This window comes from Desulfovibrio sp. (assembly GCA_016208105.1).
GTDB lineage: Bacteria > Desulfobacterota > Desulfovibrionia > Desulfovibrionales > Desulfovibrionaceae > Fundidesulfovibrio.
The window spans coordinates 66,858-84,780 of the sequence record JACQYS010000011.1 but is presented as its reverse complement, the minus strand read 5'-3'; the positions used below and the strand labels follow the sequence as shown (position 1 = coordinate 84,780).

General features: G+C 60.4%; 17 protein-coding genes. 3 read left to right on the top strand and 14 right to left on the bottom strand.

Annotation, left to right across the window (positions count from 1 at the left end; translation table 11 throughout):
* Positions 1-39: 39 nt before the first annotated feature.
* Positions 40-1,251, top strand: a complete 1,212-nt coding sequence (locus tag HY795_06425) for an HD-GYP domain-containing protein (protein MBI4804852.1) — start codon at positions 40-42, stop codon at positions 1,249-1,251.
* An 83-nt stretch (positions 1,252-1,334) separates the two neighbouring features.
* Here the strand turns inward: HY795_06425 and HY795_06420 are convergent, their stop codons facing one another.
* The 7 genes from HY795_06420 to HY795_06390 all read right to left on the bottom strand — a co-directional run bounded on the left by HY795_06420 (position 1,335) and on the right by HY795_06390 (position 8,123).
* A complete protein-coding gene (locus HY795_06420) occupies positions 1,335-2,267 on the bottom strand; it encodes an energy transducer TonB (protein ID MBI4804851.1) in 933 nt (310 codons plus the stop codon).
* A 3-nt stretch (positions 2,268-2,270) separates the two neighbouring features.
* Entirely contained in the window at positions 2,271-3,089 is an 819-nt protein-coding gene (locus tag HY795_06415) for a metal ABC transporter permease (GenBank protein ID MBI4804850.1), read from the bottom strand.
* Between the two features lie 7 nt (positions 3,090-3,096).
* Complete coding sequence (locus HY795_06410) at positions 3,097-3,897, bottom strand: ABC transporter ATP-binding protein (GenBank protein MBI4804849.1); 801 nt, start codon at positions 3,895-3,897, stop codon at positions 3,097-3,099.
* A complete protein-coding gene (locus tag HY795_06405) occupies positions 3,894-4,715 on the bottom strand; it encodes a zinc ABC transporter substrate-binding protein (GenBank protein MBI4804848.1) in 822 nt (273 codons plus the stop codon). Before HY795_06405 ends, HY795_06410 begins: the two co-directional genes overlap by 4 nt.
* A gap of 11 nt (positions 4,716-4,726) precedes the next feature.
* Entirely contained in the window at positions 4,727-5,326 is a 600-nt protein-coding gene (locus tag HY795_06400) for a class I SAM-dependent methyltransferase (protein MBI4804847.1), read from the bottom strand.
* 11 nt (positions 5,327-5,337) lie between these two features.
* Complete coding sequence (locus HY795_06395) at positions 5,338-6,039, bottom strand: class I SAM-dependent methyltransferase (GenBank protein ID MBI4804846.1); 702 nt, start codon at positions 6,037-6,039, stop codon at positions 5,338-5,340.
* 65 nt (positions 6,040-6,104) lie between these two features.
* Positions 6,105-8,123 (bottom strand): TonB-dependent receptor plug domain-containing protein, encoded by a 2,019-nt coding sequence (locus tag HY795_06390; GenBank protein MBI4804845.1) that lies wholly within the window; start codon positions 8,121-8,123, stop codon positions 6,105-6,107.
* A gap of 401 nt (positions 8,124-8,524) precedes the next feature.
* Between HY795_06390 and HY795_06385 the strand changes: the two genes are divergently transcribed.
* Positions 8,525-9,799: an HDOD domain-containing protein gene (locus HY795_06385; protein MBI4804844.1), complete on the top strand. Its 1,275-nt coding sequence runs from the start codon at positions 8,525-8,527 to the stop codon at positions 9,797-9,799.
* 181 nt (positions 9,800-9,980) lie between these two features.
* Here HY795_06385 and HY795_06380 read toward each other — a convergent pair whose 3' ends face one another.
* From HY795_06380 to HY795_06360, 5 genes are all read right to left on the bottom strand, one after another.
* Entirely contained in the window at positions 9,981-10,397 is a 417-nt protein-coding gene (locus HY795_06380; protein MBI4804843.1) for a DUF1499 domain-containing protein, read from the bottom strand.
* Between the two features lie 184 nt (positions 10,398-10,581).
* Positions 10,582-11,058 carry a phosphate-starvation-inducible PsiE family protein gene (locus tag HY795_06375; GenBank protein MBI4804842.1) on the bottom strand — a complete coding sequence of 159 codons (477 nt, stop codon included), beginning with the start codon at positions 11,056-11,058 and terminating at the stop codon, positions 10,582-10,584.
* 119 nt (positions 11,059-11,177) lie between these two features.
* Positions 11,178-12,107 (bottom strand): methyltransferase domain-containing protein, encoded by a 930-nt coding sequence (locus tag HY795_06370; protein ID MBI4804841.1) that lies wholly within the window; start codon positions 12,105-12,107, stop codon positions 11,178-11,180.
* Positions 12,108-12,113: 6 nt separating this feature from the next.
* Entirely contained in the window at positions 12,114-12,389 is a 276-nt protein-coding gene (locus HY795_06365) for a hypothetical protein (GenBank protein ID MBI4804840.1), read from the bottom strand.
* A 65-nt stretch (positions 12,390-12,454) separates the two neighbouring features.
* The gene (locus tag HY795_06360; GenBank protein ID MBI4804839.1) at positions 12,455-13,006 is read right to left on the bottom strand and encodes a DUF2062 domain-containing protein; all 552 of its coding nucleotides are present in this window, start codon (positions 13,004-13,006) and stop codon (positions 12,455-12,457) included.
* Between the two features lie 311 nt (positions 13,007-13,317).
* On the opposite strand from HY795_06360, the gene HY795_06355 reads away from it, so the two are divergent.
* The gene (locus HY795_06355; protein ID MBI4804838.1) at positions 13,318-14,862 is read left to right on the top strand and encodes a DUF2867 domain-containing protein; all 1,545 of its coding nucleotides are present in this window, start codon (positions 13,318-13,320) and stop codon (positions 14,860-14,862) included.
* A 152-nt stretch (positions 14,863-15,014) separates the two neighbouring features.
* Here HY795_06355 and HY795_06350 read toward each other — a convergent pair whose 3' ends face one another.
* Positions 15,015-16,373: a sigma-54-dependent Fis family transcriptional regulator gene (locus HY795_06350; GenBank protein MBI4804837.1), complete on the bottom strand. Its 1,359-nt coding sequence runs from the start codon at positions 16,371-16,373 to the stop codon at positions 15,015-15,017.
* The gene (locus HY795_06345) at positions 16,370-17,923 is read right to left on the bottom strand and encodes a HAMP domain-containing protein (GenBank protein ID MBI4804836.1); all 1,554 of its coding nucleotides are present in this window, start codon (positions 17,921-17,923) and stop codon (positions 16,370-16,372) included. Before HY795_06345 ends, HY795_06350 begins: the two co-directional genes overlap by 4 nt.

Here is a 17,923-nt window from a genome sequence, read left to right as displayed (position 1 = left end):
GCGTTTCGTACCTGGCGATACCTGGGAGAAGAACCGAACATGATCGTTAAATGTGCCACCACGCAGCTCAAACCCGGAATGTACACCACCAATCCCGGCCTGTCTCAAGATGGCAACCCCCACATCTACCTGCAGGAGGGGGTTCTTAAGGACCAGAACGCAATAGCCGCCTTGCTGGCCGAGCAGTATTCCGAAGCCTATGTGGAAACCGAAGCGGGAACCTACTTCCGTAAGCATCCCAAGGAGAAAGAGCTGTTCGAATCCGTGTTCGGACCGCTGGCATCGCCTTCGGAGAACGACACCGACACCCCGGCGTTACAAGACATGGTGGGCCACATCAAAAAGGCCGACGCCCAGTACACAAAGCTCGTGGCCCAGTGCAAAGTTCTCTACAAGGATCTGGAAGCCTCCAAAAACATAGACACCGAGGCCTGGGGCATGCTGGCCCAGACCATAAGCGAGACCGAGACCGAAATGGTCATCCCGCTGGCTCTCGTTTCCCGGATGCGCCAGAATGATCCCTACAACTATTCGCATTCCCTGAACGTGGCTTTGCTTGCCACCCTGGCCGGCAGGAGATTGGGGTATTCGCAGGAGATTCAGAAGCGGCTCGGCACGGCAGGCCTGTTGCACGATGTGGGCAAGGTGCTCGTTTCAGACAAGATCTTGCAGAAGCCCGGCAGGCTCACCAGCGCGGAGTATGCCGAGGTGAAGAAGCACCCGGTATACGGCCGGGATATCCTTTTGAAAAAAGGCAACGTGCCCCAGGAAGTGGTCAGCGTGGTGTACGCCCACCACGAGAACTACGACGGCAGCGGCTATCCCCAAGGCCTGGCCGGGGCGGAGATCGACGAATTCGCGTCCATTGTCAGCATATTGGATACGTACGACGCGCTGCGTTCCGACAGGTACTACCGCGAGGGCATAAGCTCGCACAAAGCCCTGTGCGTCATCTACAACCTCCGGGGCAAATCCTTCAGCCCGGAACTGGTGGACAAGGCCGTAAGCATGTTCGGCATCTACCCCATCGGCTCCATCGTGGTTCTTCGCTCAGGGCAGAAGGCCTTCGTCACCCAGCAGAACTCGGACAACCTGCTCAGGCCGCGCGTGCGCGTCATTCTTGATGCCGACAACGCCTACTGCAAGCAGAAGGACATCGACCTGATGGCTGAGGACAACAAGCGCTTCGACATCGTCGACACCCTCACCAACAAGCAGTGCCGGCTGCATTTCCAGGAACTCTTCAGGTAGGTTGCCCGGGCTTCAGCCTGCAACTTGCCGTGCGGGCACGCTGAAGCAAACCGCCCCACCCCTCAGGAGCTCAAGTACCGCTTCTACCGTTTGGCGATGTCGAACCGCACAGGGACCGACACCAAGACTCTGACGGGTTGGCCCCGATGCCTTCCGGGCTCGAACTTCCAGCGCTTCACGGCTTCCAGCACGCAGACCTCGAAGATTCCCGGCGGATCGGAGGAGGATACCACGGGGTTGTGAACCATGCCTGCCTCGTCCACTATGAAGCGCGCCACCACTTTGCCTGAAATCGCCCTTTTCCTCGCACCCTCGGGGTAGTCCGGTTCCACATGCTTTATGAGACGCGGTTTGTTTTCAACATCAACCAGGGAGAGCACTCCTCCCTCACCCGATCCTGAACCTGTTCCAGCGCCCCCCTGGCCAATCTGGCCTGATCCGGCAGCCTGTGCGCCATTCCCCTGCCCCGGACCGGATTGCCCACCCCCTTCCGGGCGTCCGGACGCTTCAGCACCGGAAGAGGCGCCGTCTTGCTTTCCCGGGACCGCATTCTCGCCAGAGGCCGCGCTCTGGGTCTCGTTCGCCCGGGGAGGCGGCTGTTTCCTGTCCGGGGGAGCGCTCTTCTCATGAAGGATGGCCGGTTGCTCAGAGGTTTTCGTGACGGCGGCCTTGCCGTTTGCGTCCGGTGAGGCGCGTCTGACCTTCTTGTCCGTTTCCGTGGGCGCATTCTTATCCGTCCGGACGGGACCATCGATTCCCGCGTGTCCCGTCCCACCCTGCAAGGAGGCCAGCCCGGGCAGAGTACCCAGATCGACAACCATGAATCCCGGCCCGGCCTCCCCGCCACGGCCCGCGGCCACGCCGCCCTCGTGTCCGGAGATATTTAAGACCGCCAACCCGATGAGAATCGCAGCGCAATGCACAACCACGGACACACCGGCGCCCAGCAGCAGCTTTTCCGCCCTTCTGGGGCCTGGGTTCTCCCAGGAATGCTCGAAGAGTTCCGCAGGGCGCATGACTCACTCCCGGGGCAGGCGTTTCTTCGGCGAAAAGAGAGCGCAGGCAAGAAAATAAAGACTGGAGCAGACCACAATGGCGGCACCGGCTGGCACATCCGTATGCCAGGCCAGAAGAAGCCCGGAGATGGAGCTGGCCATGCCCAGAAGCGCCGCCAGCACAAACATGGTGGGCAGCCTGTAGGTGAGCTGGTAGGCCGCCGCAGCCGGGTTTATAATCAGGCTGTACACCAAAAGGCCTCCCACGCTCGGCAAACAGGCGGTAACCGTCATTCCGGTGGCGAAGAGGATGGCATAAAACACCGCCGTGGCGGGAATGCCCACGCAGGCCGCCACCTGCCTGTGGCAGGCCACCGCCAGTATCTCCTTGTAGAAGACAATTATCCCCAGCAGAACGGCGGTGGCCACTCCTCCCAGCAGCAGGACGTCGCGCTTGCCAGCGGTAAGAAGCGAGCCCCACAAGAGGTTCAGTCCGGCCGTTTTTGACCCGGGCATGATCCCCAGGCACAAGATGGCAACCCCGAGCATGGCCGTGAACACGACGCCCACTGCCGTATCCGGCGACACGTCTCCCTTGTCGGCAAGAGGGCCAATAACGGCCGCCGCCCCAATGCTCAGAACAAGCGCCCCAAAGAGCGGGTCGGCTCCCAACAGCAGCGATGCCAGCCCCCCGGCGAAAGCCGCGTGGGCCAGGCACACCCCTATGAAGGTCAAGCGCATGAGCACCGCGAACACGCCTACCAGGCCGCAGGATATTCCGGCGAAAATCCCGGCCAGGAGCGCGTTGCGCATGAAGGCGTGTTCGAAAATGTATCCTTCCATTGCGGCCTCAAAAAAGAACAACGGACGTTCCGGCATGTGAGATCACCTGAAACGGCGTTCCATACAGACCGGTCAGGCGGGCCGGGTCGAGCGCTTCGGCGGCGGGTCCGGACCAGCAGATGGAACCGCCTTGCATTTGGACCACGCGGGTACACATGCCTGGCAGCGCGTTCAGATCGTGGGTGACAAGAGCCACACAGAGCTTGATTTCCGCATGGATGTCCCGGATGAGGGCCAGGATTTCCCGCTGGGCCTTCCAGTCCAGGGCCGAGGTGGGTTCATCAAGAAGCAGGATGTCCGGCTCCTGGGTAAGCGCCCTGGCAATGGCCGTCCTCTGGCGCTCTCCGCCGGAAATAAGCCCGAGGGGGCGCCCGGCCAGATGCCCGATGCCGGTCAGTTCCATCATCCGGGCCGCCTTGTCTGCCAGCGCCCTACCCGGCCTGCGCCACAGGCCAAGCTTTCCGAAACCGCCCGTCATGACCGATTCATGCACGGTGATGGGAAGCCTGGGGTCCACCGCGGACAACTGCGAAACCGTGGCCACGCGTTTTCTCAGCCGCGTGGCGTTTGCATTGCTGACACGCTGGCCGAACAGGGTGATAGTACCAGCGTCCGCCATCAGAAAACCGGACAAGGCGGACAGCAGCGTACTTTTGCCGGCCCCGTTTGGCCCGATGATTCCCAGGCACTCCCCCGGTTGCAGGTCGAGCGCATCAACACTCAGGGTCAGACGCCCGCGCCGGAAAATCCGCACGTTTTCAAGCCTGGCCACCGGCTCGGCCTGTGTGTGCCAGCCGGTGGCGGTCATTTCCCCGCCGCCAAGATAAGGTCCACATTGCGGCTCACAGCGTCCTCCCAGGTGTCCGCGCCTGGGAAGCCGCCGGGGAAATTGGTCAGCGTGGCGTGCCCCGCGCCGATGTCCTCAGCCAGGGACTTCCCGGCGGCCCCGGTGGATTGGAGATTGTCGAGAACGAGTTTCGCGCCGGACAATTTCGCGGCCGTGATGGTTCTGCCCAGGGCCTCCGGCCCCATCTCCTCGAACCGGCCATAGTCCGCGACCACCCTAAACCCCAAGAACTCCACCAACGGGCGCTGCATCACGTCGCAGATGACCGGAGCCCCCGCAAGACCGGCGGACCGTATCCGCTCCTTCTCTCTTTCCGCCACGGCCTGAATCGAGGCGAGGCGTCCGCGGACCGCCTCAGCGTACCGTCCGGCCCGGCCCGGAGCCAGTTCTTGCAGAACCTCCGCTATTTCCATGGCTGCCTCGGCCTGCCTTTCGGGCACCATCCAGTTGCCCTTGGCCTTGAGCACGCGGACCTTTTGTTTCGCGCCCGGCACGGCATCGATGATGGAGACCAGGGCGGGCATGCGTTCCTGCCAGTCATGCAGGAGAATGACGCTCGCCCTGGCGAGAAAGGCCACGTCCGAGGTCTTTACGTCGTAATGGCCCGGGCAGGCCGCCCCCGGGATGACCGTCTTCACGGCCACATCCTTCCCGCCAAGGCCGGTGAGGATGTCCTCCACCAGCGTGGTCCCGGCCATGACCGGCACCGGGGCATCGGCCAGGGCGGGCCCGGCGGCCAGGCAAAGCAAAAGAACGCCAAATCTGACGAGAGAAGTCATGCTTTTCCCCGCTAGGGTTTGCGGGCCGTGGCCAGATACCGCCCCGGCTCATCGATTATGACCGGGTCTTCGAAGCCCGCCTCCATGAAAAGCCGCCGCATCGCGGGCGTGTCCGGCAGGTGGTCATCGGCAACGGCCGGATGCGTCTTGTGGTGGCTCATGAGTTCCGCCCGGCTGAGCAGGTGGGCTATGAAAAGCTTCCCACCCCTTTTGGACACCCTGGCCATTTCGGCCATGGCCGCCGGCTTGTCGGAGAAATGGGGGAAGGCGGCGAAGCAGACCAGGGCGTCGAAGGAGGCGTCCTTGAGCGGCAGGAGCATGGCCGTTGCCTGCATGCGGCACATGGCCCCGCCCGGGTCCTTGGCCATGGCCTGGCGCATCATCTCGAAGGATACGTCGAAGGAAAAAAGGGTGCCTTCAGGCCCTATGGCCCGCCTTTCATAGTGCAGAAGCGTCCCCGGGCCCGAGCCCATGTCCAGGACAGTGCCGCCCCAGGGGAGTCCCAAGGATTGCACAAGGGGCCACAGCCGGGCACGGACCTTGTCCGGATAACACAGGGACTCCCACCCGGCGGCGCGTTCGTCGAAAAATGCTGACCTGGGATCGCTCATGCAATTCTCCTTCAATTCCAAAAGGCCATCACCGCATAGAATTGGCACGGGTCGTTCCAGAGAACCTCCATGCAGCCAAATCCACCCGCCAGGGCCATGGATTCGAGCGCGGAAAGGCTTTCCTGGCGGCCGTGCAGGCTCCAGTGCCTGGTCATCATGTCCTTCTCGGCGGCCGTCAGTTCCGGCCACCCCGCCCGGCAGGCGCTTTCGATGCGCGCGATGTACTCCTGGCGGGTCTCGCCCTGCTTAAGCACCGGATCGTGGACCAGCAGCACCCCGCCGGAGCGGATCAACCTGTGGGCCTCTTGAAAGAACTCCCGCTTCTTCGCACCGGGGAGGTGATGGAGGAAAAGCCCCAGCCAGATCACGTCGTAACTGCCGGGTCCACTGCGGAGCGCGTCCTCGTATCCGCCAAGAATAAGGCGCGCGGGCACGGAAAGCTCCTTGAAAGCCATCTCCGCGCGCGAAAGCACGTCCGGGTCGTTGTCCACCCCGGTGTAGGATTGAACGGGCTGGAAGCGGAGCACGCCGGCCATGTCGCCCGCGTCGCCGCATCCCAGGTCCAGGATGCGGGGCGGCATTGAGAACGTTTCTGCGAGCGTGTGCTGGAGGGTCTGGTAAGCCTGCGCGTGGTGCATGCGGTTTGCTTTCCGGGCTTTCTCGAACACGCTCCAGCGGTCGAACCCCGCATTCACTTCCGTTTTGCGCTCCATGCCGACTCCCAGGCCGGGAAGGATTCCGGATGGCGTATCCGGACTTATCCACCCGGGCTCATTCGTTAGAAACTGACAGACAGGCCGGTCATGACCGACGTGGGCGGCATGGGATAGCCGGGACGGTACTTGTAGAAGGTGTTGGTGATGTTGTTGACCGCCACGAACACTTCAGCATCGGTTTTTTTCCATGCCTCGAAGCTGAACAGATAGGAGAACTTGGCGTTCAAGAGCCAGAAGGCGTCCACCTTGCTGGTGTTGTAGGCATTGATGCGCCTGGCCTGGGACAACACGTACTGCTGGTCGACATACTGGGCGTCGGCGGACAATTTGAAATGGTCCAGGAAGAGGTAGTTGCCCCCGAAGGAGAGGGTCCACTTGGGGGAATACGGCAGGGATTTGGGGTCCACGTTCAGGTAATTCATTCCAGCGAACAAAGACAGGTTCTTGAGCGGGGTGACGGTCAGGGTGGATTCCACGCCTTGGATGTCGAACTTGGCGATGTTGGCGAAGCCTTGCGGAGCTCCCGTGGCCGGATACATCACGTACTTGTTCGACCCGTGGTCCGAGTAGAACGTCACGTCCAGCTTGGCCTTGTCATCGTAGCTGTAGGAGGCTCCGGCCTCGAAATGGTCCGTGACTTCGGCCCTGAGGTCGCGCCAGCGCTGGCCGAGAGTTGAAATGACGTTGGCCGAAAAGACTGCCACGTTGAGTCCGGGATAGCTTACGCCACGGGAGTAGTTCCCGTGGAGTTCTAAGCCCTTCCAGCCGAGAATCACTCCGGCCTGGGGCGACCACTCCGAGGGAAATTCGCTGTGGGTGTAGAGCCGGACGCCCCCTGAAGGGATGACGTACCAGTCGTCCTTGTTCTTTTCCTTGTCGCCCTCGCCGAACTTCTGCGAAACGCCCAGGTACGGGGTGAACACTCTCCAAGTGCGCCAGGCGAATTCCGCCTGGGGATTGTTGGTGATCACCGGCACGGCCAGCCCGCCAAGCCTCACAGTGCCGATGGTGAGGTCGTTGGTGAAAATGGCATGGCCGCTCATGAAATCCAGGTCGGCGCCAGCCAGGATTTCCCCGCCCTTCCAGAGGTTCAACGTCTGGCGGAACCTGCCGCCGTAGAGAACCGAGTCGGAGAGCGTGTCGTTGGCGGTTCCCGACTGGTTGTACCAATAGCCTGTGCCCGAGTTGGCGTAGAGCTTCAGGTGCCCTTTGCCCCAGTCGAAGTTGTCCGCCAGGGTGACCACCCCGTGCGTGAACTGGGTGGTGTACAGGCCGCTGCGGCTTGACGGTTGTCCCTCGGGGCCTGGATCATTGGCCTGGTTGTCGGTGTGCAGCACGGTGCCCGTCACTTCCAGATTGTCGGAAAGCTTGTACCCGGCCAGAGCGTAGTAGGCTGTGAGCCTGCCGTCGGAGTTCGGCCTGTGGCCGTCGGAGCTGCGGAAGCTCTGGCCCACGTAGTAATCGAAATTGCCGGATTTCCCCCCGTGTTCCGCCGTCTGCATCCAGGTGTTGAAGCTTCCGTACTGTCCGGTGCCCTTGGTGAAGAAGCCCTCTTTCTCCATGCGCTTTGGGGTGACGTCCAGGGCGGCGAAGGCGTTGTTGAACGCGCTCATGGGCTGGGCGCTCTTGAACACGCGGATGTTGTAGGCGGGGTCGACGCTCAAAAAATCGACAAGAGGGTGATTCCACAGCCCCATGTAGGCGGGAGCGCCGTCGATCTGGGTGGCCAGTTCGGAACCGGGCCTGCTGGTGCCCATGCCCCGCACGAAAACGCCGCCGCCTTCCGCCCCGCCGTAGGACCCGATGACGTTGTACCGGGATATGTTGACCCCGGGCGTGCGCCTTAAGGCAGAGGTCATATCCGGGGCGTTCATGTCCGAAATCTGTTCTTTGGTGACCGTGGTGGTCTGTCCGGCGTATCGGTCCACCTGGTTGCCCTCGATGATTGGCGGAGCGACCACCTTGACCTCGTCCAGGGCCACTTCCTGTTTCTGTTCCCCCTTCGCGTCCTGTGCCCGAACACTTTGAGGTTGAGCGGCAAGGATGACGGCGGCCAGCACGAACGCGAGACAGGTTTTCATGGCACTTCCTTGAACGAATTTAATGGTTAAATTGTGAAATTACAGTCTATTAAGCATTATCTGCCAGGTGTGTACCTTTTTTTGAATTTCGTGTTACCGGAAAGTCGTGCTACTAATTTAAAAATCATATGTCAACAGCGCGGGCGCAACTTAACCAGAGGCAGGCTACCCCCTTAAAAAAGCAGACCAAAGGGGATTGACGCGGTTACGGAGCTTACGCGCGTGAAAACACACGAATTGACGTTGGTTTTACTGCCGCCTGTACACTTCGGGCCCCTCTGCGAACGGAACCACGGAACGGGCATCCCCGTTGCCCCGGTCCGCCTGGAGTGCTAGGAATACGTGTAAGGTTTTCAAAAACAACCAGTTGTTCGGGGATAACGTGAAACAAAACGCATGACATGAGCCAGACCGAAACCGTCGTCAGCGCGGAGCCTTCAGGCTCCCCCATCTTCGTGGCCAAGCAGCCCATATTTGACCGTAAGGGCCAGATCTGGGGCTTCGAGCTTCTCTTTCGCGGCTCGGGCAAGGCCGGGGAGGCCACCTTCGTGGACGAGGACGTGGCCACCTCCCAGGTGCTGTGCGACGGGTTCTTCCTGGCCGCGCCCGGCATCGAAAAGGGCAAGTGCGTGCTCATAAACTTCCCGCAGCACATGCTTTTAAGCGGCGCGGCCCACACCCTGCCCTCGGACAAGTGCATCATCGAGATTTTAGAGACCGTGGAGCCGAGCCCAGAGGTCATCGGGGCCTGCCAGGAACTTAAAAAAGCCGGGTTCAAGCTGGCCCTGGACGACTTCGTGGGCCAGCCCGGCTACGAGGAGCTCATAGCCCTGGCGGACATCGTGAAGGTGGACATCCTGGGCCAGACGCCCCAGGAAGTCATACGGATCTTCAACACCTTAAAGCCCTACGGCTGTAAGCTCCTGGCCGAGAAGATCGAGAACCGCAAGATCTTCGAGCTTACCAGAAAGCTCGGCTTCGACTACTTCCAGGGCTTCTTCTTCAAAAAGCCCGAGATAATCCCCGGCAAGAAGATCAGTTCCAACGAGACCTCCAAACTCAAGCTCATGCAGGAGATCGGCAAGGAGGACTTCGATTTCAAGGAACTGGCCAAGACCATCTCCCACGACGTGTCCATAAGCTACCGGCTGCTCCGGTACGTGAACTCCGCCTACTTCGGCCAGGCCAAGAAGGTGGAGTCTTTGGTGCAGGCCATCATGATTTTGGGCCAGAAGCAGATCGTGCGCTGGCTTCGGGTCATCATCCTCTCGGACATGGACGCCATGGGCAACGCCCAGGCCGCGGCCCTCACCTCGGTGCAGCGGGCCAGGTTCCTGGAACTTCTGAGCGAGTCGGACAAGCACGTGAACATGCCCTCGGAGTCCATGTTCTTCATGGGCATCTTCTCCATGCTGGACGTGCTTCTGGGCATCCCCATGGAAGACGTGCTGGGGGGGCTGCCCCTTGGCGACGATGTGAAGGACGCCCTCTTGGGCCGGGACGACAAGGCCCGCTTCTGGCTGGAACTGGTGGAGAACTTCGAGCAGGCCAACTGGGACAGGATAAGCCAGATGATAAAGGAAAAGCGGCTGAACCCCTGGGAAACAAGCCTTCTCTACATTGAAGCCATGAAATGGACCCGGGAGATCCTGGGCGAGTCGACCCGGGAGGAGTGAGGGACGAAAGAGTGCCCTGGCCCCGCCCAATTCGCACTTGCTAGGTGAGCCATGTCAATGTCGCGATGGACGTGAAAGAGCAGCTCTCCCGCAATGGGGACACATGCTTTGCACACCATGCGCGCATTCACCGGCAGTGGTCGGTCGGATTAAAGGCATCCCAACGTTTCCACGGCATGGGCTACGTCTTGTCAGCCTCATAGAATTCTTTGCGGATTTGTTCGATCCGCGTGCGGTTCTTGCCCAAGTCCCAATACCCTATGCGGGAGGCGGAGCGCACATGGATGGCCTGCCCTTTCGGGTCCAGCAGGAACAGGCCGTCATCCACGAAAAGAAGCGTATGGAATTCAGCCACGATGCGGGTCGGGCTTTCGGTTATGATTTTTGTGTCCTTTCGCCCGGCGAGCAACTTCTTGAGCTTGTCGAATGATTCCTGGGGATCGCCCTTGAAGCCCAGCGGAGCGATGTGGTGGCGTTCGTCTGTTGCCTGGCTCGATACGCAGTTCGGAGATTCGGGGCAGGCCGCGAATGTGCCCTCCCCCTCGGCCGGGAGGTCTGGACGGCCCGACGTGCATGCGGCGAACAAAACTGACAACATGGACATTGCCAAGAACCTCTTGAAGGATTTGGTCATCGGAATTTCCATTCGCCTGGGCGACCATGCTTCAGATACCCGCCGTCTTTTCGCCTTTGCTGCTCCGACACCCTCCCTCATTGCACCCAAGCCAGCAAGGGGCAGCATCCGGGGACCAGGTACTACTCATTTTACGGATAGACCACGATTAGAGTTCCCCAGGGCTTTCACCCGAGGTGTTTTTGACCACGGCCAGCCAATAGGCCACAGCCAGCGCGAGTACCAGTGCAGCGGTAGCAAAAACATAGTCTGAACTGACATTGTTATAATCCAGCACAATGACCTTTCGGGCAACAGCCATGAAAGCTGTCGCCAGAACCACTTTAACGTGAATGACGTTTTCTCGTAAGTAACTTGTAATATTTACGAAAATTTCTATTGCAATCAGCACGGCCATGAACGCACCGAACGTAGCAAAAATATCGCTGATCTCAAGCAAATAATGAGGATGCGATGAAATACGAGAGTATAGAACGTAGACTACATCTGCAACGCCCCACCAGATCACCAGGACCATAAGTACTGCCAAAATGCGCACTGCATAGCGTAGCAATTTAACAAGTACGTTCATCAGGTGATCGTCCGTTTTATCCTGGAGAGATTTTGAACTGCTGTTTTCCATCATGTGCATCCACCTGCAGAAATAGACGAAATCATAACCATTGTGGTCTCCATGTCAAAGAGATCGGTCTGAAACATATATCTGGATGCAACTTGCCCTGCGGCCAGAGCCGGGATGCAGTTCTATACTCTCGTCCCCCCAACCACATAGACCGGATCGCTGATCCAGGTCTGCCGCACGTGAGGATCGTCGGCCGGCCGCCACCAGTTGCGGACACTTTCCGTCCACAATTCCTTGAAACAGCCACTCTCCAGAAGATAATCAAGCACCAGACCAACTCTTTCATACTCGTGCAAATCGAGCCACAGAAAGTTGGCCTTGGTAGGGAACCATCGGTTTGAAAACCCGACCATGAACCGCCCGCCGGATCGCAGAACCCGAGCGCATTCATGCACCACGGCTCTGGGGTCAATCAAGTACTCAATCGACAGGCTCGAGACCACCGCGTCGAATTCGCCGTCCGAATATGGCAGAGAGGGGCTGGCATTCACATCCCGGACCGTACGCCGGGCGAGGACAGGGTTGGCCTCGAGTTCCTCGGCGTTCATTCCGAGGCCGGTTACCATCAGGTCTGGCTCGGAACCCAGGTGGGACTGCATGCTGGACATGAGATCCAGAACCTTGTCTCCGGGTTGAAGCCTCTTTGAGTATATGTCGCAAAGGTTTATCGATGCCTGGGAATCCACATGGCCAATCAGGCGGGCCTTCGAGTAGAAAAGGGCATCGTCCGTCTCGTCCAAGCGCGCCGGACCTTCAGGACCGCTGAAATCCGTGGGCACTCCCACGCATCGTCTCGCCTGCATCCCTGGGCCAAAATCAGCCATCTCTTCCAGCCAATGGGAAAGCCTGCCGCCTGTGTCAGACCTTTTGGGGGTTACGGAATCGACGCGGGCCGTCAGGCTGGTCGCCCTCCCGGCCAAGGGATGGTTCAGGTCAACCACCAAACCGTCCGGCCCGGCTTGGAGGACACGAGCGGGGCGTGTATCCTGGGGAAATACTCCGGGCAGCCCGGCAAACAACCCGCGAGGGTAGTACCGGCCGTCCCTGGGCACAATCCCTCATCCGTTGAGCGATGAGATGGAAAACGCACTTTCGGGCAAATGATAGACAAGAGATGGATCGTAATCCGAGATGGCCTGGCCAGGAGCGTAATCCATCTTGGCAGACTGGCCCGCCTCAAGGCCGGTCAGGGCATCCTGCAGCCCAGGCGGGAAGATGTCACGCCAGGGGTTGACCTTACGGGCGAGGAAACGTTCACGATGGGCAGCTTCTAGGCACTGCCAGTCGAGTGTGAGTTCAAGTGTGGCAATAGTCTGGTCGGATAATCGAGTCACCTTCTCCTTCTTGCTCACCCTGAATTGGGTTCGAGGTTTCAACGGGCATTTTCACCTGCAGTCATCTAATAATCCTGGCTTGGGGGTTGTCCATACCCCGTGCTTGGGCTGCCGCCCTTGCGGCCCTGATATTTTTTCACAAAAAAATGAGCGAGGAAGTACGAGAGTAAGGCGGCTGGAACCCCTAACACTATTCCACCAGTGTTGAGAATCAAGGCAAGCTTCCACCCGGTGTCCAGGAAGAAATCCCAGTCAAGCCAATCCGAATGGAGGATGGAAGGGGGAGAATCCAGATCGAGTTCTGGTAAAACAAGCTTGCCAACAAAATAGAACGCTGTGAACAGTGGAGTAACAGTTACCGGGTTGGATACCCAGGCCCCTGCGAAAGCGGCCAATTTGCTCCCTACGAATATCCAACATAAACCTATGGCCCAGATGGACTGGAACGGAATTATTGGAATAAAGCCAAAGAAGACACCGAATGCAAAACCAAGAGCTATTTCATGAGGAGTTTTCTTTATACGCAAAAGCGTAAGCCATTTTAATCGGAGCAGGCGTACGAACTGCCCGGCGCTTTTCGTAACGAATGAAACATCACCTTGGTGATTCTTCTTCATATTGAATTGGGGGTTGTCTTAGCTAAGAGCATGAGATGCTAGGGTGACTTCGTGCATGCGCGAAAGAGTTGGCTTAGCGCCCAGAAAAAGTAAAGCTCATAGAGGCTGAACCAGAATTGGGTTCGAGGTTGAAACGGACAACCTTTTCAGCAAACTCTGGGATAATCCCGGCTTGAGCCTTGTCAAGCCGTCTCGGCTGCTGCACGTTTCGCAAAGGAGCCAAGAGTTATCACTGAAAACCCTGGACTCCTTTCAGCCGCCATGACTACATATATGGAATATTCCACCAACAACCCCGGATGGATGCCATGATGACCACGACAGATGATGCGGGCACACTCTTTGTGACAGGGGCCACCGGCTATGTTGGCGGAAGGCTCGTTCCGTTGCTGTTGGAAAGAGGGTGGCGCGTAAGGGCTGGAGCCCGCTCGCTCGACAAGCTGGCTTGCCGGCCCTTTGCTTCCCATCCATCCTGTGAGCTGGTCCAGGCCGACGTCCGCGACTATCAAAGCCTCCGCGCAGCCCTGGAAGGTTGCCATGCGGCGTACTATTTGGTCCACTCCATGGGATCGGCTGGCAAAGATTTCGCTTCGGCAGATCTTAATTCCGCCCGCACTTTCGCAAGGGCTTGCGCGGAAGCGGGCGTCTCGCGCATCATCTACCTGGGCGGCCTTGGCGACGAAAATGCCGACCTGTCCCATCATCTTCGTTCACGAATGGATACAGCCAAGGCCCTGTCCTCAAGCCCGGTGCCGGTCACGTACCTGCGCGCGGCGGCCATCCTGGGAGCGGGCAGCGCCTCGTACGAACTGCTTCGCTCCCTGGTGGAGCACCTGCCGGTAATGATAACTCCACGCTGGGTGCACACCCGTTGCCAGCCGATCTCAATCCGCAACGTGCTCGACTACCTGGCCGGTTGCCTGGAGCACCCGGAGACCGCAGGACAAACCTACGACATAGGCGGGCCAGACATTCTCACCTATGCGGACCTGTTCCAGCTTTACGCCCAGGTGGCTGGGCTCGGAAAACGTCTCATCATCCCGGTGCCCTTTCTCTCCCCCTGGCTGTCTGGGTTATGGATCGGCCTCGTCACCCCCGTACCGCCTTCTGTAGCGAGACCCCTGATTGAGGGACTCAAAAACGAGGTGGTCTGCCGTGAAAGCCGCATCCGCCAGATCATCCCTGTGCCGCTGCAAAGCTGCCGTGAAACCTTCATGGCGGCCCGGCGGGAGCTCAAGGATCGTCTCGTCCCCAGCTGTTGGGCAGACGCGGGCTTGGTCCAGCCTCCTGAGTGGGTGGTATGCGGAGACGTTCCCTATGCCGGGGGAACGGTTCACGAAATGTGCTTCCAGGCAGTGCTTAATGCACCGCCGGAAACAGTCTGGCCTTTTCTGGAATCCATCGGAGGCGAGCGTGGGTGGTATTTTGCGAACTTTCTCTGGAAGATTCGCGCCGGCATGGACCGTTTGTGCGGAGGAGCGGGCCTGGGTGCGGGAAGGCGCGACCCGGAACACCTGGTGAAAGGGGATTACCTGGATTGCTTCCGGGTTTGGGAGAACTCGCCACCGAACAAGTTGACCCTTTTATCGATGATGAAATCTCCTGGCGAAGGCGCTCTGGAGATCGCCCTGGAACCTGAAACTGGCGGATGCAGCCGGGTCACACTCCGTAATCGCTTTCAGCCTCGCGGCCTGTCCGGACTTGTCTACTGGTACGCCCTGTTCATTCCCCACCACATCTTGTTTACCGGGCTCATTCGCGGGCTCGCCCGGGCGTGTGGGAGCAGACTGGTTTCCGGTCCACTTCGCCTGGTTGGAAAAATGCCCGGTTCGTGCCGTATTCCGGGGCAAAAATGAGGACAAGGCCGTTGCCCCTGTGTTTGAAACCGCCTTTTCTGCTGGGGAGAGCGCGGGTGTGGGTGGGAATCGCACCACTTCGCGGCGTGCCGGGAGTTCGGGCCTGACCAGAGAACCAGAGAGGCGCCACCGCCATGCGCCCTCCTCCGCTCCTACAGCTTGATGTCCAATTCCTTGAGCTTCAGCCACAGCTGCTTGCGGGTGATGCCCAGAAGCTCGGCCGCCTGAATTCTTTTCCCTCCCGTTTTTTCCAGCGCCTCCAAAATGCGCTTCTTCTCGAACTGGGCCACGCCGTCGGCCAGATGGACGAACCCGGGCTGGGCAGGTTGATGATCCTGGCTGGTTTCCGTGACCTCGCGGATGCGCTTGGGCAGGTGGCCCACGTGGATCTTGTCCTCGGTGCACAAGATGACGGCGCGCTCGATGGCGTTTCGCAGCTCGCGCACGTTGCCCGGGTAGTCGTAGGCTAGAAGGGCGCTGCGGGCCTGCTCGGAGAACGTTACCTGCCTGTCGTGCTGGGCGCAGAAGCGCCGCAGGAAGCGCTCCGCCAGAAGGGCCACGTCGCTGCCGCGCTCGCGCAAGGGGGGCAGGGTCACTGGCACCACGTTTATGCGGTAGTACAGGTCCTCGCGGAAGGTTCCCGCCTCTATGGCCTCCTCGAGGTCGCGGGCCGTGGCGAACACGGTGCGCACATCCACCTTGCGGGGCATGTTGCCCCCCACCGGCGTAACCTCCTGGTCCTCCAGCACGCGTAGGAGCTTGGCCTGCACCGCCAGGGGCATCTCGCCCGCCTCGTCGAAAAAGAGCGTGCCCCCGTCGGCTGCCTCGAACTTGCCCTTGCGGGCCTGCTGCGCACCGGTGAAGGCGCCCTTCTCGTGCCCGAAGAGCTCGCTCTCCAACAGATGCTCCGGAAGGGCCGCGCAGTTTATCTTGATAAACGGCTTGTCGCGCCGCTTGCTCAGGCGGTGCAGGGCCCCGGCCACCAGCTCCTTGCCCGAACCGCTGGGCCCAAGCACCAGAACCGGCACGCAGGACCCGGCGATGGCCCGGATGCGCTCGAACACCTTGAGCATCACCGGGCTCTCGCCGATGAACTCTCCGTCGTCGCGCTCGCCGCGAAGCCTGGCGTTTTCGCGCTTGAGGTCCAGAAACCGGAAATAGCGCTCAACGGCTATGAGCAGTCCGTCGCGCGGGAAGGGCTTGCACAGAAAGTCGAAGGCTCCGGCCTTGATGGCCTGCACGGCAAGCTCCACCTCGGGAAAGGCGGTGATGAGTATGACCCCGGTGCCGGGATAGAGCTCGCTTATGCCCTCCAGAAGCTCCATGCCGCTCTTTCCCGGGAGCCTGAGGTCCGTGATGACCAGGTCGAAGGGACGTTGCCGCAACAACTGCTGGGCTGTTTCGGCATCACCGGCCGTGGCCACTTCGTACCCCGCCTGGGACAGGGCGTGCTGCATGCCAAGGAGCATGGAGAGTTCGTCTTCGACGAGAAGTACCGAGTTCTTGGTCATGGTATGTCCCTTGAAAGAGGCAGGCGGATAACGAAAGTTGCGCCGGGTCCTGGTGCGGGCTTGGCGGAGCCCTCTTGCCCGGCCGCGTCCGGTTCCGGCTGGTCCTTGGAAAGAAGCGAGAGCGTGCCGCCATGCCTGGATACAATGGCCGCGGAAACGGCCAGGCCGAGCCCCGTGCCGCTGCCCGAGGGCTTGGTGGTGAAGAAGGGATCGAAGATGCGCTCGCGGTGCTCGGCAGCCACGCCCGGCCCCGTGTCGGACACGGTGATGAGCACATCCTTGCCACCCATTTGGCCATCCATTTGGCCATCCATCCGGGTGTCCATTCGGGCGTCCAGGGTGAGCGTCCCTCCCGCAGGCATGGCGTCGGCGCCATTGAGCACCAGGTTCAGGATCACCTGCCCCATCTTGTCCGGGTCGACAAGAAGCGGCGCCACGTCCGGGGCCACATGGGTCACGAGGGCCACTCCCTTTCGCTGCAGGGTGAACTCCGTAAGCGACCGGGCGCTGGCGAACAGGTCCTCTACGCGCGTCCGGCTCACGGCCAGGGGCGAGGGACGGGCATAGTGCATGAGCTCGCCCACAATGCGGCGGATCTTCTCCAGGCCGTCGTCGATCACCTTCTCGTGCTGGCGCCTGGCCTCTTCGTCCATGCCGCCCGCGGTGAGGTTGCGAAAGCACAGGATCACCCCGCCCAGGGGGTTGTTGATCTCATGGGCCACCCCCGAGGCTAGCTGGCCTATGGTGGCCAGCTTCTCGGCCCTGTGCATGCCCTCAATGCTGCGCAGGCGTTCGCGCTCCGCGTCGCGCAGGCGCGCGACCATCCACAGGAAGCTGGCCTGCAGGGCGCCTATTTCGTCCTCGCGCGGGGGAAGCTCGCGTATGGGCGCGGTGAGGTCGCCGCGAGCGGTGATGTCGTTCATCGTCCGGGTAAGCGCCGTCAGGGGCCTGGAGAAATGCCTGCCCGCGTACCACACCAGGGCCAGGGCCACCAGAAGCATGGCCGCGCTAATGCCCAGAACCTCCGAGCGAAGCGTGCGCAAGCCCTGGTACATGACGGAAAGCGAATAGCCGATGCGGCAGGCTCCCCAGCGCTTCGAGCCGATGGCCAGGGGAACCGCGATGTCCAGATAGGGCCCCAGGTCCGCGCTGTCCTTGCGGGTTACGAGAGGTTCCGTGGCTTTAAGGGCGGCCACGGTGGCTTCGTCGGTCAGGACCTTGCCGTATTCGCGCAGGTTGTTGTGGGCCACCACGCGCCCTTCGGTGTCCAACACCATGAAGGAGACGATGCGCGCATCCAGGCGCATCACGTCGGCCACGAAATAGTCCAGATAGTCGGTCATGCCGGTGGAGTCCACCATGCCCAGGCTTTCGTAGATGCTGGCGTTGGTGAACAAAACCGACGAGATGCGGGCGATGTCCAGCCCCTGCTGGGTGGCGTCGCGCAGGAGGAGGTCCTCCTCGCGCTGTATGGTCACGAAGCTTATGACGCCGATGAACACCGCTATGCAGGGCACCGCGAACAGGATGAACTTGGCCTGCATGCCCAT